General features: G+C 52.0%; 13 protein-coding genes. 5 read left to right on the forward strand and 8 right to left on the reverse strand.

All coding sequences use genetic code 11. From position 1 onward, the window contains the following. Window positions 1–27 precede the first annotated feature (27 nt). Complete coding sequence (locus IPQ00_10520) at window positions 28–2,628, reverse strand: CHAT domain-containing protein (protein MBL0240990.1); 2,601 nt, start codon at window positions 2,626–2,628, stop codon at window positions 28–30. Between the two features lie 367 nt (window positions 2,629–2,995). Between IPQ00_10520 and IPQ00_10525 the strand changes: the two genes are divergently transcribed. Continuing rightward, window positions 2,996–4,057 (forward strand): hypothetical protein, encoded by a 1,062-nt coding sequence (locus IPQ00_10525; protein MBL0240991.1) that lies wholly within the window; start codon window positions 2,996–2,998, stop codon window positions 4,055–4,057. Between the two features lie 23 nt (window positions 4,058–4,080). Beyond that, window positions 4,081–5,316 carry a hypothetical protein gene (locus tag IPQ00_10530; protein ID MBL0240992.1) on the forward strand — a complete coding sequence of 412 codons (1,236 nt, stop codon included), beginning with the start codon at window positions 4,081–4,083 and terminating at the stop codon, window positions 5,314–5,316. Between the two features lie 18 nt (window positions 5,317–5,334). Here the strand turns inward: IPQ00_10530 and IPQ00_10535 are convergent, their stop codons facing one another. Further along, the gene (locus IPQ00_10535) at window positions 5,335–5,508 is read right to left on the reverse strand and encodes a hypothetical protein (protein MBL0240993.1); all 174 of its coding nucleotides are present in this window, start codon (window positions 5,506–5,508) and stop codon (window positions 5,335–5,337) included. A gap of 189 nt (window positions 5,509–5,697) precedes the next feature. Here IPQ00_10535 and IPQ00_10540 point away from each other — a divergent pair, with 189 nt between their 5' ends. The 3 genes from IPQ00_10540 (at window position 5,698) to IPQ00_10550 (ending at window position 8,165) form a co-directional block, all read left to right on the forward strand. Next, window positions 5,698–6,579, forward strand: a complete 882-nt coding sequence (locus IPQ00_10540; protein ID MBL0240994.1) for a LysR family transcriptional regulator — start codon at window positions 5,698–5,700, stop codon at window positions 6,577–6,579. A 119-nt stretch (window positions 6,580–6,698) separates the two neighbouring features. Continuing rightward, window positions 6,699–7,031 carry a PilZ domain-containing protein gene (locus IPQ00_10545; protein ID MBL0240995.1) on the forward strand — a complete coding sequence of 111 codons (333 nt, stop codon included), beginning with the start codon at window positions 6,699–6,701 and terminating at the stop codon, window positions 7,029–7,031. A 12-nt stretch (window positions 7,032–7,043) separates the two neighbouring features. Beyond that, window positions 7,044–8,165, forward strand: a complete 1,122-nt coding sequence (locus IPQ00_10550; protein ID MBL0240996.1) for a carboxylate-amine ligase — start codon at window positions 7,044–7,046, stop codon at window positions 8,163–8,165. Here IPQ00_10550 and IPQ00_10555 read toward each other — a convergent pair. Genes IPQ00_10555 through IPQ00_10580 form a run of 6 tightly spaced genes read right to left on the reverse strand, consistent with a single transcriptional unit; the run spans window position 8,162 to window position 12,877 of the window. Next, the gene (locus tag IPQ00_10555) at window positions 8,162–8,953 is read right to left on the reverse strand and encodes an SIMPL domain-containing protein (protein ID MBL0240997.1); all 792 of its coding nucleotides are present in this window, start codon (window positions 8,951–8,953) and stop codon (window positions 8,162–8,164) included. The two genes, IPQ00_10550 and IPQ00_10555, sit on opposite strands and share 4 nt — an antisense overlap. A 55-nt stretch (window positions 8,954–9,008) precedes the next feature. Beyond that, the gene (locus tag IPQ00_10560) at window positions 9,009–9,929 is read right to left on the reverse strand and encodes a gamma-glutamyl-gamma-aminobutyrate hydrolase family protein (GenBank protein ID MBL0240998.1); all 921 of its coding nucleotides are present in this window, start codon (window positions 9,927–9,929) and stop codon (window positions 9,009–9,011) included. Between the two features lie 34 nt (window positions 9,930–9,963). Next, window positions 9,964–10,170 (reverse strand): hypothetical protein, encoded by a 207-nt coding sequence (locus tag IPQ00_10565; protein ID MBL0240999.1) that lies wholly within the window; start codon window positions 10,168–10,170, stop codon window positions 9,964–9,966. Window positions 10,171–10,182: 12 nt separating this feature from the next. After that, window positions 10,183–10,656 (reverse strand): hypothetical protein, encoded by a 474-nt coding sequence (locus tag IPQ00_10570; GenBank protein MBL0241000.1) that lies wholly within the window; start codon window positions 10,654–10,656, stop codon window positions 10,183–10,185. Between the two features lie 19 nt (window positions 10,657–10,675). Next, window positions 10,676–12,220 carry an NADH-quinone oxidoreductase subunit N gene (locus IPQ00_10575; protein MBL0241001.1) on the reverse strand — a complete coding sequence of 515 codons (1,545 nt, stop codon included), beginning with the start codon at window positions 12,218–12,220 and terminating at the stop codon, window positions 10,676–10,678. A 21-nt stretch (window positions 12,221–12,241) separates the two neighbouring features. Next, window positions 12,242–12,877, reverse strand: coding sequence for a DUF1684 domain-containing protein (locus IPQ00_10580; GenBank protein ID MBL0241002.1), 636 nt, complete (start codon window positions 12,875–12,877; stop codon window positions 12,242–12,244).

Here is a 12,877-nt window from a genome sequence, read left to right on the forward strand (position 1 = left end):
CTGTTGTTATCAGCTCAGATCCGATTATCAGTGATCCCAATCGCCGTACAAACTAAAACCGGCCCAGTAAAACGGATGTCGGGTTTTGGCGTCGCCTATGCGTTTGATAGCAGACGACCGGATCGCTTCGGATTTTGAGATGTCCGCGGGATCATTTAGTGCGCGATAGTAATCGACCATAAAATCAGCCGTCGCGGCCGAATCCACGTTCCAGGTGCTGGCAATCACACTTGGCACACCGGCGGCGGCAAAGCTCCACGCAAGGCCAACCATTCCTTCGCCGTTGATGTCGCGGCCGCGGGCCGTTTCACAAGCCGAGAGTACGACCATTTCGGCATTCAAAGTCATATCGGCGATCTCGCGAGCCTCTATCAGGCCGTCGTCCGCACGGTCCCCCGCCAGTAATAGATGCGAAAACAGCGGCTTCTGGCCGTCGCTTATGCCGTGCGTCGCAAGGTGCAAGATACGGTATTTCGGTGCCTCGCTGCGCCAGACACCTTCGGTAGCTTTCGCCCCGACGTATGTGCGGCCTTTCGGGTAGAACTTGCCGATCGTCTTGACCTCGGTTTCGGCATCGGGGAGGCTTTCGATCTGGCCACCACGATATCGCGAACGCAAATTCGCTACGGCCTCCGATGATAATTTAGGATTGCCGAAAGCAAGAAAATCGCCTTCGAATTTGAAATCTTCCCGATTCAGCCGATTTGCTCGCATTCGCGCCAGAGCGTTTAGCGACGGCGCGTATGAGATCGAGAGGTCCTCGATCAAAAATCGACCGTTTTCATTTATCAAAGCCTGAAACGGAATATTACCGACCGACCCCGACGGTATGATCACAACTTGTTTTTTGTCCTTTATGAACGGGATCAGATCAGCAACCAGGTCGTTGTAAAGCAGGCGGGCGTTACCCTTGTAATTTGGCGAATTTCCGGCTAACCGTTCTCTGAAATCGGCTGAGCGGTTTCTAAAGCTGATCGCCCAATTATTATATTGATCACCAACCAACCAGTCTTTAGGATAGAAGACTCGCAGATTGCAGACTTGCCCATCCGAAAGGTCGGTCCGATGGGTCAGCAACTTCGTTATTGGGGAGGACGGGACAAGATCGGTATCGTCTTTCGTTAATACAAAGGTTGCGTCCAGAAAATCGTTGTTTGTCGTGTACTCGATAAAAGCAGTGTTGCTATCGGGCAAAAGGGCGCACATTTGTGAAATATCTATATTTTGCGGCCGAATCGGTTGCTTACCTCTTTCATTGTCGAAAGCGATATTCGCCTGCCATTCTTCTTTGGCAAGACGTGCTGTCCGCAACTGGCGTCCTAATTGGGCAACCGACGGATCTGTACTATCGGCTTGCTTGGTCTGTAAAAGTTTTTGATTGAGCAGATTTAATTGGTCGTTAAGCCGCTTTTCTTCTGCCGTATCTACGGCAGACAGGACGCGCCGCCGGTGATTTTTGTGACGATCCATCAGATTGCGAAGCGCCAATGATTTCATAGCTTCGTGCGTTTCCAACATCTCTGCCGCGAGTCCTAATTTATACAGCACTTCCATTTTTACACGGTAGCTGCCGATCAAACTCTCAAAGTAACGACTGCTGTCCAGCGGATCGCCGATCGGCTGATAATAGAGATCTTCGGCGATCTTAATGCTTTCATTCACGACGGGCAATACTTCGGAGTACCGCCCGAGTGCTGCAAAACAAAACACTTTTCTGTCGAGCACTTCCCGCAATTCCTGCCGGTCACCTATCTCACGAAATATCCGGGCGGCCTCGTCGGCCGTTTCGATAGAACTTTCGAGCTTTGCTATGTCTTCAGCGGTCGCCACTCGGCCCAAAACTTTTGCGAATTCCCGCCCCGCGTTGAATTGATTCGTTGCAATATTATTCAAAACCACTGCATACAAACGCCGGTAATTGGAATCTTTCAAACGGATCCGCAGCGGTTCAAAATAACTCATTGCCTTTTCGAGATATTGCGGCAATTTATCCTGATTTTGATAGACCAGTCCGATCTCTTTGAGCGTCGTCAATTCACCTTCTTCATCGCCGATCTTGCGGGAGATCGCCAGACTACGTTCAAGAAGATCTAAAGCGGGCTTGCAGTTTGAATAGACGCCTTGGTCAATAGTTTTTGGAAATATAGCTTTGCCGTTTTCCAATCTGCCCAAAAACCGCAAAGTAAGCGCGATGTTTATTTCATCATTTGTCTTTTCAAAGACTTCGAGAGCGTCTGTAAGCAGCATTTCGCCATCTTCGACCTTGCCGACACGCCAGTAAAACTGACCGAGAAAGGCCCAAGCCCTCGCCTCTTCGCGCTTGTCTTTGGCAGCGACCGCCAATTTTTCGGCTTGGCGAAAATACCGCATCGCCGGAGCATACTCCGCCCAGGTATAGGAGATCTGCCCGAGCAGATTATTAGCCCTCGCCTGCGCCGAGAGATCGCCGGCCCGCTCATCAAGAGCAATGGCTGACTTAAAATTTCGCTCGGCATCTGATCTCTCGCCACGTTGCCGCGCCGCTTCGCCATTGACCACAAACGACGAAACACCCTGCGCCCATAGGTTTACACAAGCGAAGACGAGAAACGCCGAAAAAACTAACAATTGTGGCGCTTTGGTCGCCATACGCTACAGTTCCTCGTCGATCAGTTTATCCGCGATCACCGGTCAAAAGCAAAATTGCCCCGAATGTAGATACACGCATCAAATACATCCGGTTTGTCTCGGTCCAATTTCAGCTTTTTTAATCTAATGGTAGCCGACAGGTAAATTTTACACTCTTTATGATGTAGGCGGGGAGCCTCGGCTATCTGAAACACGACATTTTTGCAATATTTGCCCGTATCTCCGACACTTTTCCCACGAACTTACGGGCAAATGGGTTGAACGCGGACCGTGTGGTGCGTTGCATTACGCAGTCCACGTTCGACCCGATGTCATTGCGAGTTAAGTTCTGGTGGCGAGATATGGAATAATTGCAACGACCCGATAAATGTCGTTAAGCGAAATACTGGACACCGATGAATTGCTGAGGTTGTACGCCGGGGCGGCAACGGGTGCGGAGTCTGCCCAAATTTTGAAAGTATTGATCGAGGACCACGCATTACCGGTCATCAAACGTGTATTGCGGACTAAGATGCTCTCGGCAATATGTGAAGGTTCGTGGTACTCGGAACGTGATTTCGAAGATCTTTGCAGCCAGGCGAGCTTGCAAATGATCGAACGACTTACGGCCGAGAACTATGTCCGAAACGGAAACATCGAGGTATTTGATATCGGCTCGTATGCGGCAGTGGTCGCATTTAATACCTGGCACGCACTGCTCGCCGAACGCTCGCCCCATTGGCAGAGCCTAAAAAATAAGATCCGATACGCCACCGGAAAAGATTCGGAGATAGAAAAGTCAAGTATTAATGGCACGAGCCACGTACGACTGCGGACAAATGGTAACTATCCGACCCAATTGGACGTGAAACAGATCATCAGCTCGATCGAAGCCGATGTGGCCGGATTTAGAACACTCGACCTGCCCCATCTGATCAAAGAGATCTTGACGTGTGCCGCCGGCAGTTTGCGGCTAAACGAGCTAGTTTCGATCGCCGCCGGGCTGCGGAGTGTCGCGGATCAGTATGAGGTCCCTTTCGAAACCGCTTTCGAAACCGAGATCGCCTTAAACGACAATTTACAAGGATCGATGGAAACGCGAGACGAACTAAGATCGATATGGCTCGAGATCGCCGATTTGCCCATCAATCAGCGGACCGCACTGCTATACAATCTCCGCGACGAGAGCGGAACCGAAATGCTATTTGTGCTCTTTAACAGCCGCATTGCCAAACTTGGTGACCTGGCCGAAGCGTTGGGACTCTCGCCCCAAGAATGTGCCCATATTCTCCCATTGTTGCCGCTCGAGGATAAGTTGATCGCCGAGAGAATGGGGATAACTGCAAAACAGGTCTCGAATCTGCGAAAGGTGGCTCGCGAAAACCTTCGCCGCCGCCTCGCCGGCAAGCCGAGTCGAAAAAGGAGTAATTCCGACCGGGAAAGGGCCTGATACGTCCGCCAAAACGAGGTGATATGCAACATCCCGAAAGATCAACATTAGTGGACTACGCCGAACGCCGCCTTGACGTACGGGCGATCAGTGACGTCATTCTCCACCTTGACCAGTGTCCCGAGTGCTTTGAGGTAGTTGAAACATCGACGTCCCGGAGCAAACAACTCATCGATCTCCAATTTGCCGACAGCGAGCGTGACGCCTTTCATCTAAGTTACGCCGAACACCTGGAGCCATTTGTTGACGAAACCGCTGACGCCGTCACGCGAGAGATCGTCGAAACGCACACGGATAGTTGTTCGGCCTGCGCCTTTCAACTTCGCGAACTGCGAGAATTTGCTGAAACATTGCGTCTGCACGAGATCGAACGCCAAGCAAAACAGCCGCTGGGACTAATCGCCGCGATCCGTACCTGGGCCGGAAGTTTATCGCACAATCGTGCTTTACGCCTTGTGCTGCCCGCGGCGGCACTGCTTTTGATCGGGATGGCTGCATTTCTGTATCAACGGACGCTCCCTGAACCCGAATTGACCGCCGAACCCGTGGCCAATGTGTCACCCGCATCGTCGGACGACGCAAAGGTCGAGCCAGTGGCCGATACAGATACCGCCGAGGTCGCCGACGGCAACCCGAGTGATGCAAGCACCACTCTGAAATTAAGAGCGATCGAGCCCAAAATTGATCGCGCTGAAATAAAGGCCGTCGATATCGTCGGAAAAGCTCCCGTCGCTCCGAGTCTCCGCCTGCCCGACTTCTTAGCGTTGATCCGGCCACGAACGACCTTACGCGGCAAGAGCGATCCATCCGGCGTGACGCTCTCGCCAAATGGCGAAGCCGTTCGCAACGGATCGCCCGACTTCGCCTGGCCGGCATTTGGACCGAAAGGCGGTCAATATATTCTTGAATTATTTGACGAAAACGATGATCCTGTAATGGTTAGCCCGCCCGTCACGGCCACGCATTGGCGGTTCGACAGGCCGCTCCGGCAAGGCAGCATTTACAAGTGGGAAGTCCGGACCGAGGACGCAAAGAGCCAATTTAGTGCATTCGCCGGTCGTTTCAAGGTGCTCGATGAACGGGCACTGGCCGCGGTAAACGCCGTGTCCGTGGCGAAGCCGTTCGATCGCGGCGTCGCCCTCGCGTCCAATGGCCTATTGACCGAAGCCAAAGCGGCTTTCCGCCAAGCGATCAAGACCGGCGACCGCGCCGACCTAGCCCGACAGTACCTCCGGCAGATCACCACAGATAAAAACTAGTCCATTTTACGATCGGTACTAACGTGCAAATCGCTGTTCGTAGGCGGTGTTGGCGGATTCGTGTTTGAGGGTGAGGCCGTTGTCGTCGAGGCCGTTGATCAGGCAGTGGCGGCGAAAATCATCGACGGCAAACGTTCGTGCAAACGCGTCTCCGTCGGTGACGGTGCAGGTAACGAGTCGATCGTGAACCACTTATCAGGAGCGGCGGCCGCGGCCAGTGTGACCAGCTTAGGCGGTAGGCTCGCTGAAAGCCACGATTATACAATTCCCTTTTGTATAAGCTTTCGTAATGCCGCTATAATCTATTTCGGCTAGCGTTAAACTGAGCAATTTTCGATCGACTGTCGAGCATCTTACGGCACCGCCGTCTTAAATCGGGTTATGGACATCAATCAATTAGAGGTTTTGGTCACGGTTGCTCGCGAACGCAGTTTTTCGCGGGCAGCGGAGGTTCTCGACCGCACACAGCCCGCGATCAGCCAGGCGATCAGGCGACTGGAGATCGAACTCGGCGAGCGATTGTTCGACCGCTCATCCAAGGACGGGACTCTGACTTTTGCCGGCGAGGTTTTGCTCGACTATGCCCGACAGATGATGAATCTGCGGTATGCGGCACAGACGGCACTTGTCGAGATGCGCAACCTGCAGCACGGCAAGGTCACGATCAGCGCCAATGAACATACGGTATTTTTCCTGCTTCCGGCGATCGCGGAGTTTCGCCGCCGGCATCCGCTGATCAAGATCGAGGTACAGCGCGGCGTAGCCAGCCGCATCCCAAAGCAGATCACTGCCCGCGAAGTCGAACTCGGGATCATATCGTTTTCGCCAAACGACGAATCGATCGTTTCGATCCCGGTTTTGACGGACGCTTTGACTCTGATCGTCGCTCCGCAGCATCGATTTGCATCTGCCGGAACGATCTCAATCAAGCAACTTGGAATCGAAAGTTTTATCGCGCACAACGCTCCCTCGCCCTACAGGCAAAAGGTGATCGAGGCTTTTGATAAGCACAATACGCCGCTCAATATCGCGGTCGAGTTGCCGTCACTTGAGGCGATCAAAAAGTTAGTGCAAAGCGGGGATGGTGTCGCACTTGTTCCGCGACTGACTGCCAAGAGCGAGATCGAGGCCGGACAATTGGCGGCAGTGTCGGTCAAGGAGATGCAGCTCGAGCGAAAACTCCATATTGTCTATCGCAAAAACTCGGAATTATCGCACGCCGCTCAGGAATTTATAAAGATCGCCAAAGAAATCAACGGATAACCGTTCTTTTGTTCGCTAATTTTCTATCCTTTAAGACATTTTTCGGTTAGAATTATGGACAAGTTTTGCTCCGTGCAAATGAATATCTTTCTAAACTCTTCTATAATCGGTGGTAAGCAATGACTGAAAATATTCCCAGTGAAGCTAGCTCTCCTTCCGAACGCCGTGATTCGGACCGTAAAAAGTTGATCGTTGACGTCAGATTTGAGGGCGGCGACGGTACGGGTATCGCAAATACCCGCGATATCGGGGTTGGCGGCCTGTATATGACGACGACCTCGACCCTTGATATTGGCACGCCGATATTGATGAATGTCAGCGTCGCGGGCCGCGAAATGCATATTGCGGGCGTTGTGGTATATTCGGACCCGGGCCACGGTGTCGGTGTCCGTTTTAAGGATCTGGCGGCCGATGACCTTGACTATCTTCGCAGTGAACTTAACTTAGCCTAACGTCAAATAAATATGTTCGATCAATTTACGCTCGGTATTGAAGAAGAATTTCAGATAGTTGACCCCGACACACGGGAGTTGAAATCTCACGTTTCAGAGATCCTCGATGAGGGAAAGCTCCTGCTTGGTGAAAAGATCAAGCCGGAAATGATCCAGTCAATGATCGAGGTCGGCACGGGCGTCTGTGCAAATATCCAGGAAGCTCGCGAAGACCTGACCAAATTACGCTGTATCATTTCGAGCCTCGCCCGAAAAAAGAATATGGCGATCGTCGCCGCTTCGACGCACCCGTTCTCAAAATGGTCGGAACAGGAGATCTATGACGGCGACCGCTATAAGTTGCTTGTCGATGAACTGCAAATGGTCGCACGCAGTCTGCTGATCTTCGGTTTACACGTCCACGTCGGCATCCCGGACCTCGAGAAACGCATTCAGGTAATGAACGCGGCACGATACTTTCTGCCGCACGTACTCGCATTGACGACGTCGTCACCGTTTTGGCTCGGATTCAATAGCGGGCTCAAATCATACCGCAGCGAAGTATTTAAGAAGTTTCCGCGTACGGAGATCCCGGACACATTTGAGTCGTACCAACAGTATCAGGCCTACGTTGATCTGCTGGTCAAGATGAATTGTATCCAGAATGGATCAAAGGTCTGGTGGGATGTCCGCCCGCACCATCTGTTCCCGACCCTCGAATTTCGCATTTGCGACATACCGACCCGCGTCGATGACACGATCGCGATCGCCGCACTGTTTCAGGCTATCGTCGCAAAACTGATGGTCTTGAATGAGGGCAATATCGGATTTCGCATCTATCATCGCCGCCTCATCCTCGAAAATAAATGGCGGGCCATCCGCTATGGTTTGGACGGGATGATGCTCGACCTCGGCAAGCAAAAAGAAGTTCCGGCACGCGACCTGATCCGCGAATTACTCGATTTCATCGATGACGTGGTCGATCCGCTTGATTCACGCAAGGAGATCGAACACATCCACACGATACTCGAACGCGGAACCTCTGCCGACGAGCAATTGCGGGTGTGGGAAGCAACGGGCGGCGACCTCAATGCAGTCGTTGATATGCTGATGATCAACACGCTCGAGAATGTGCCGGCAAACTGCTTTGATTAGTTGAGTTGGAAAACCACGGTAACCGTCGACTCGATATTGATCGTACCGACCGAGAAAGTTGCAAGTTTATTTGTGATCGACACTGTTCGTGGCGTCGTTAAGTCTAAGCCGGATCTGTAGTTGGCATTCAAATTACCCGTAGAATAATATTTGTCTGAGGCGTTTCCTTCGTTGATCTTGATCGCCTTTCCGATGGTCTGCCCGATCGCTCCGGTCATCGCTTGAGCCTTTTCGTAAGCGGCTTTCATTGCCATTTCACGAGCTTTTTGACGAAGTTCGATCAATTTTGACGTTTCGAAGCTCACACTGTCGATCTCTGTTGGCTGCGTTGTTAAGATCTCGTTAAATATCGCCTCGAACACTTCGAGTTTGGTCAACTTGAAGGTTACCGACCGCGAAACTTCATATCCCTGAAATTCGCGCGTACCGATCTCATCACCGTCCTCGTCGTATATCGGCTTTTGTCGGTCGCGGGTCGAGATATATTTCATCGAGACCGAGATGTTGTTCGTACGGACGTCCTGCGGTGGAATGGCGTATTTTCTGGCAATTTGCAACATCTTAGCAACGCCATCTTCATTTGCTTTCCGCGCGGTCTGAAGGTCTTTGTCGACTTTGGTGAAATCGACAGAGATAGTTGCCGAATCAGGTTCCACGGCGATCTCAGCCTTTCCCGTGACCTCGATGATCGGGATATTTATACTATCGGTTTTTGATTGTGCTGACGAAGGGTAGGTTGCGAGAGAGAGCAGAGCGAGGGTAAATAAGATCAGAGATTTACGTTTCATAGCATTTTGGGGTACTGCCGGCGAAACTCTTCGATCACTGCGTGACCGATGCCGATCAGCTGTTCGATCGATGTTTAAGTGCCAGTTTGAGAAAGTTTTCAAACAAAATACGACCGTCCCGCGATTCATTGGGGTGCTCCCAGCGGGTCGGATTGGTCGACCAATCCTCAAATGATTTTTCGAGATGAAACTGCACGGAGTAGATAAGTTGGCCTTCGCTACGCTTGACCATCATCTGATTTTTGCAGAGATAAGAGGTTGCGAGTAGCTTGAAGCCCTCCGGGACGCCATCGATCTGGACGCCGTGATTTTGCCAAACGCGCAAAATATCATCATCCGTCGTATAGTCCTGCCATATTCCCGACTCTCTGTCATCATTACCCTCGAAGATCGGATCTGTGATATCGACAATTTTTACAAATCGGTACTGGTACTCCACCACGCGGCCCGAACGCTTGGCCCGGAGTTCGCGATCGTCGAGTGTCTTGAGGCTTGCACCGAACGACACTCCGACAAGCTGATGAGCACCGCATATGGCCAGAACCGGGATCTTGGTGTGGAGTATGAAGTCCGCAAATTCCTTTAAGTGCTTCGGGTTGTAATAGTCAAAATCTGAATACGTGCCGCTCATTACGATCGCATCGGGCCTAAACTGCTTTGCGGCGGCCGCGACCTCGGAAAGGTGCACTGTCATCGTCTTTGGACTTTGGACGAGTCGCAGCAGATTTTTGGCAATATTGTTACACGCCATTCCGGCGACTTTTCGTTCAAATTCGAGTTTATTCTTTGCAGTGCCGCTCCACTCGCGCAGGGCGAGATCCGACATATCCGATTCGTATCTGAGCAGATTGTTGACGATCAAAACCTTGGCGTGCGGTATGCGCTTTTCGATCGGCTCATAACGGCAGAACGCGTTTTGTTTATACGGGAAAGGCAATGATTCGATTTCGGGTGCTTTGGCGACAGCGTCAAACATATAGACAATTGCGGCAGAGACATCTCCGCCCTTGTTAGGTAATTATATCATCAATCAATGCGCCGTAAAGACCGACGAAGGCTGCGCACTTAAAATGCGGCTCGTTTCGCTGGCCCAGGCGGTTCAGATCACAATAGATCTCTTCGTCCGGATCATCAAATTTCTCACAGATTCGGCACATCTCCGGTGTCGGGATCGACGTTGCATCAAGTTCGTTTCCGTCATCGTCATAGTACGGCATCTTTTACACCTTTCACGACCGCTGGCGTGTCTGACGATTGAACTCCGGCATTAGCGCTCCGGCGCCGATATCGGCGATTCCCTTTCGGACGAGCCCGAGAATTGTTCTTCTCAAACGCTTTCGGGCCACCTCGGAGCGATCATCGGACTCAGCATCGACAAGCAAAAGCATCTTCTGCCACGACGTCTCCAATTCGTCGGCGGCGGCCGAGATCTTAGTGATGTCATAGGGCACGGCAAAGGACGTGCAACCGAGCCGTGCGAAAACGCGCAAGTATCTGGCCATCGCGAGATCCGGACACGAAAAGCGTCGCTTTCCCACCTTTAATTCGATCCCTAGCAGTGTGTATTGGATCTCGGCAATATTTTCGCGTTCGGAAACCTCGAGCGAATACGAGCGGGTCCGTTGCGAGCGGATCTTTTCCTCGTAGATCGTCGGGATCCATTCGGCCCCGAGGGCTCCGAGGATGGTGTTACTTCTGTCCATTGGCCAAGGGTACGGTCGTTTACTTCTCGGCTGTGATGACCGCCGCGGCCGGCAAGTGCGAAAACTTATCGATCACCGACTCGCTGAAAATGCCGAAATAGAAAACACCAAGCACCATTATGACCAAGGCCACCGCGAAGCCTATCGGCATCTTTGGTTCGACCCATTCGGTCGTTCGTTCGCGGAAAAACATCACGACGATCAGCCGTAGGTAATAGTAAGCCGAGATCGCCGTATTCACGACCGCTACGACGACCATTATCGTAAGCAGAGTGCTGCCGGCCTCAAGTGCCGGCCTAAAGACGAGGATCTTGCCCATAAAGCCCGCGGTCAGCGGCAACCCGAGCAGGCTGAGCATAAATAGCGAAAGCGAAAATGCGAGAACGGGCGACTTAAACCCGATTCCGTTGTAGTCTTCGAACTCGGCTCGCCGATCATTCTTTTGTGCTACGAGGGCGACGATGGCAAAAGCACCAAGATTGGTCACCGCGTAGGTCAACATATAAAAAGCAACTGCCGCTATCGCCTCTTCGCGTGCCGCCGGGGTTTTAGCCGCACCCGCACCGATAAAGCCGACGAGGGCATAGCCCGCGTGAGCGATCGACGAATACGCAAGCATTCGTTTGACGTTGGTCTGCATCACCGCCGCCACGTTACCGATGATCATCGTCAGCATCGCCAGCACGGCAAGAGCGGTTATCCACGTTTGATGCAGCAATCCCGAGGCCTGCACACCGGCGATCAGCGGAAAACCAAGTACGAAGATACGCATAAACGACGCAAAGGCCGCCGCTTTCGGGCCCGCCGCCATAAATCCTGTGACCGGCGTCGGAGCACCTTCGTAAACGTCCGGCGTCCAAACGTGGAACGGAGCCATACCGATCTTAAAACCAAATCCGACCAGCATCATCGCTGCTCCGACCAGCAAGAGAGCCGGGAAATTCGGGTTAGCGATCTTGGCGGCGATCTGCGTCAGATCGGTGCTGCCGGTCGCGCCATAGACAAGCGCCATACCGTATAGCAGAAATGCTGAGGCAATTGAACCGAGAATGAAGTATTTCATCGACGATTCATTAGAACGCAGATCGCCTCGTCTGAGGCCCGCCATTACGTATGTCGCGATCGACAGTGTCTCAAGCCCAAGGAAAATGACCACGAGGTTATTGCCGGCCGACATCATCATCATTCCGAAGGTGGCAAACATCAGAAGCGCGTGATATTCGCCCGCCGGAACGTCTTCGCGTTCGACCCAGACAGTCGAAACAAGGATCGTCATCGCCGACACAAAGAGAAAGACGAACCCGAAACTGAGCCTTAGATTGTCGTGGGCGATCATTCCGCCCCAGGCATTACCCTGTGGGTAACTGCCCCACATCGTCGCCAACAAAATGCCCGATGCGGCCAATCCGATCAATGAGATCGCACCCGAGACCATTCGCTGTTTCGGAAAAAAGCTATCGTATAGCATTACGATAATGCCGGCCACAGCCACGATGAGTTCGGGCATTATAACCGTCACGTTCACGCTCGGTGCTAATAGATCTGTTAGGAAAAACGTGTTCATTTTACTTTATTCGCCCTCGAGTCAATGCGGCCCCTTGTAACCGGTGTACTCGTATCTTTTCTCACCCGCCGTCACACTCACGTTCAGCGAATTCTCCTTTGGAGGGATCGGACAATTGTATTTATCACTGCCATATGCACAATTCGGATTGTACGCAAGATTAAAGTCCAATTTTACCGAGCCTTTCCCAGGCTTCTTAATATCAATATAACGGCCTCCGCCGTATGTCTCCGTCCGGTTCGTCAAGTCCTTGAACGGAACGAACAGCAGGTCGGCGTATTCCGGAAACTTCTCTAATACCGCAGGATCCATCTGATACACGCTCAGTGTTTGCGGTTCTCCGGCCAACTCGAATGTCAATAGTCCGTACTTTACGAACTTTTTAGTGATACCCGACGATGTCGGCATCTGAAAATACTTTTCGCTCGGAGTTCGCGTAAATTTGGCATTTACTCTGAACGCCGTATCATTGTCAAAATAATTTAAGCCCTTAAAGCTCGCAAGATCTTCGTCCTTCAACGGCGATTCCGCCTTGTTCCTAAATTCAGCGTCACGGCCGTCCCTAAATACCTTGGCGTCGGTCGTGCCGTAATACGCTTGGCTGCTGACTGACAGGGCAGCACTGAGCAGCAATATCAAAGTTACGGTTAACCGCAT

It is taken from the genome of Chloracidobacterium sp. (genome assembly GCA_016720705.1).
Taxonomy (GTDB): domain Bacteria; phylum Acidobacteriota; class Blastocatellia; order Pyrinomonadales; family Pyrinomonadaceae; genus OLB17.

What these genes read in the sequence shown, in the direction of transcription:
- IPQ00_10520 (MBL0240990.1), bottom strand. Translation starts at nt 2,628, where the DNA reads ATGGCGACCAAAGCGCCACAATTGTTAGTTTTTTCGGCGTTTCTCGTC.
- IPQ00_10525 (MBL0240991.1), top strand. Translation starts at nt 2,996, where the DNA reads ATGTCGTTAAGCGAAATACTGGACACCGATGAATTGCTGAGGTTGTAC.
- IPQ00_10530 (MBL0240992.1), top strand. Translation starts at nt 4,081, where the DNA reads ATGCAACATCCCGAAAGATCAACATTAGTGGACTACGCCGAACGCCGC.
- IPQ00_10540 (MBL0240994.1), top strand. Translation starts at nt 5,698, where the DNA reads ATGGACATCAATCAATTAGAGGTTTTGGTCACGGTTGCTCGCGAACGC.
- IPQ00_10545 (MBL0240995.1), top strand. Translation starts at nt 6,699, where the DNA reads ATGACTGAAAATATTCCCAGTGAAGCTAGCTCTCCTTCCGAACGCCGT.
- IPQ00_10550 (MBL0240996.1), top strand. Translation starts at nt 7,044, where the DNA reads ATGTTCGATCAATTTACGCTCGGTATTGAAGAAGAATTTCAGATAGTT.
- IPQ00_10555 (MBL0240997.1), bottom strand. Translation starts at nt 8,953, where the DNA reads ATGAAACGTAAATCTCTGATCTTATTTACCCTCGCTCTGCTCTCTCTC.
- IPQ00_10560 (MBL0240998.1), bottom strand. Translation starts at nt 9,929, where the DNA reads ATGTTTGACGCTGTCGCCAAAGCACCCGAAATCGAATCATTGCCTTTC.
- IPQ00_10565 (MBL0240999.1), bottom strand. Translation starts at nt 10,170, where the DNA reads ATGCCGTACTATGACGATGACGGAAACGAACTTGATGCAACGTCGATC.
- IPQ00_10570 (MBL0241000.1), bottom strand. Translation starts at nt 10,656, where the DNA reads ATGGACAGAAGTAACACCATCCTCGGAGCCCTCGGGGCCGAATGGATC.
- IPQ00_10575 (MBL0241001.1), bottom strand. Translation starts at nt 12,220, where the DNA reads ATGAACACGTTTTTCCTAACAGATCTATTAGCACCGAGCGTGAACGTG.
- IPQ00_10580 (MBL0241002.1), bottom strand. Translation starts at nt 12,877, where the DNA reads ATGCGGTTAACCGTAACTTTGATATTGCTGCTCAGTGCTGCCCTGTCA.